Origin of the sequence: Acinetobacter sp. ANC5681, assembly GCF_023488045.1 — a bacterium.
In the GTDB taxonomy this organism is placed as follows: domain Bacteria; phylum Pseudomonadota; class Gammaproteobacteria; order Pseudomonadales; family Moraxellaceae; genus Acinetobacter.
In genome coordinates this window covers 1-2,135 of record NZ_JAMFKZ010000070.1, presented here as the reverse complement: position 1 = coordinate 2,135, position 2,135 = coordinate 1, and the positions used below count along the sequence as shown (strand labels likewise).

Annotated in this window: 3 protein-coding genes; all 3 read left to right on the top strand. The window is 39.2% G+C overall.

Translation table 11 applies throughout. From position 1 onward, the window contains the following. The first annotated feature begins 469 nt into the window (after positions 1 to 469). From M5121_RS15710 to M5121_RS15700, 3 genes are read left to right on the top strand one after another with little or no spacing between them, the layout of a single operon-like run. Positions 470 to 931, top strand: a complete 462-nt coding sequence (locus tag M5121_RS15710; RefSeq protein ID WP_249571694.1) for a hypothetical protein — start codon at positions 470 to 472, stop codon at positions 929 to 931. Further along, entirely contained in the window at positions 928 to 1,245 is a 318-nt protein-coding gene (locus tag M5121_RS15705; protein ID WP_249571693.1) for a hypothetical protein, read from the top strand. The genes M5121_RS15710 and M5121_RS15705 overlap by 4 nt, the downstream gene beginning before the upstream one ends. An 11-nt stretch (positions 1,246 to 1,256) precedes the next feature. Further along, positions 1,257 to 1,988 (top strand): ERF family protein, encoded by a 732-nt coding sequence (locus M5121_RS15700; RefSeq protein ID WP_249571692.1) that lies wholly within the window; start codon positions 1,257 to 1,259, stop codon positions 1,986 to 1,988. Positions 1,989 to 2,135 lie beyond the last annotated feature (147 nt).

Here is a 2,135-nt window from a genome sequence, read left to right as displayed (position 1 = left end):
AGTCATTTGCATATGTATAAAAAGTTTTTTGCATGAACCAACCCACCCAGTGTGGGTTTTCTTTTGTCTATTAAAACATAAAAGTTAGGTAATCCTAAAATAAATTAGGAATACCTATTGACTAATTAATTAGGCTTACCTAATATTTACCTCATACACAGCAAAAAGCCCTGCCGACTCTCACATCAAACAGGGCTTCTTACTCAAATGAGGAAATAGATATGAATATGTTCAAACTACGCAACAAAAAAACTGGACATACAACAGTAATCCACACAAATAAGTCTAGTTCGACGTTTGCAAAAGACCAAGCGGTCAAAGATCACAACAAAGTTATTAAAACAGGAAACACGCGCACCAACTGGGAAGTTTTGGACTTCACTAGCAATGGTTGTTGGAATTTCTAAGGTCACAATAAAAAAGTCCTGACTGTTTGGCGACGCAGGACCTCTCTCACAAGGATTTCATTATGGAACAAAATGTCTTAAATCACAACCGCAGTTATACGCTAGGCAAGTCTTTTCTTGTTGGTTCTTTAGTTTCTGCATTCACTTTGTGCGGCTTAACTGGTGATTATGCACTAGTAACTAAGCCAATCCAACCTGCACCTGTTTACACCTTTGCAAACACCAATGCTATGTACGGCGTGATGTCAGTAAAAATCACATCTGATACCACTGGTGAAGCAATCGTCAATCTAAATGGCTATCACGTATTCACAAGCTTTGATTTTGAATTAGAGCCAGATTACAACGGTCAACTTGGTAGCGATACCAAAGCTGTATTTATTAAAAACTTAGCTGTAGACCGTGTTTTATTGGCTAACGGCGGCTTTTATAACGATTTCACCAATGCTGATGACATCAGAAATATGATTTCTGTAATCACTGCTCATATCGAAAAAAATAAGATGGTTGAGGTGAACTCATGAGCACTCAATACACTACCCCATTCCGCGAGTTCATTACTCGCGATGACCAAGGGCGTTATCACGTTCGTCTTGGACCACAAACATTCTCAACCAATTACAAGTTGACTGACATCCGTCTTGAATCAGAGAACGGCGGTACACCAGTTGATTCTGAATATTTGAAAGCTAGACCTTGGATTGCTCGCAATTTACAGCAAGAAGTTGCTAAGCAACGTAAAAAAGAACGTGAAGCAATGTATGCGAAAGACTGCTTTCAACGCACGCCATATAGTGCAAACCAACGTATTGCTTACCACAACGCGAAATCTAATTAAGGGGATCTGTCATGTCACAACAACAAACAAATTCTGTTGAATTAGATGTATTGCGCACAATTCAACAGGAATTAAAGGCACCAAAAAGCAAATTCAATAAATTCGGTAATTTCCATTACCGCAGCCTTGAAGACATTCTTGAAGGTGTAAAACCATTTTTGCTCCAATATAACGCTACTCTTGTTCTTACTGACGAAGTGCATGAAATAGGATCTGTAGTTGTTCTAACTGCTAAAGCTGTATTCACTGATGCAACTGGTAAACAAACTATTGTTACTGCACATGCTGGCGTAGACATTAATAAGAAAGGCATGGATGTTGCGCAAACTTTTGGATCTTCAAGTTCATATGCACGGAAATATGCACTTAATGGCTTATTCCTTATTGATGATAGCCAAGATGCTGATACCGATGCCTATCAACAACAGGCTGGATCTCAATCTGCAAATAATCAGCAATCTAATAATGCGCAAAACCAACAGCAGTCAAACGCTCAAAACAATCAGCGTGGCAATACTCAACAAAAACAGGCCGCAACAAAAACCCTCGCAGATCGTTATCAAAGTGCTTTGGTATCTATTCGCAATGCAAATAAACCAGCAACTTTAGATAAAGCTATCGCCACATTTAAAGGCTCAACCTTTTCAACTGGAATTGAGAATGCCTGCCGTGCTCGAGCAGATCAAATGGGTTGGTCGAATGGCAATCCTAACAATGGCCAAAACAACAATATGCATCATTAAAGGTTAAGAACATGAATAATATCTTAAACGCACAAGAAGCTTTTTCAGCAATCCAACAAGGTAGAACAGTTCTATGTCGCTATGCTGGTAATGGCAATCTTCACGCTGATAAAAATTTCAGTACATTGGATCAGATGCCAGCGACGG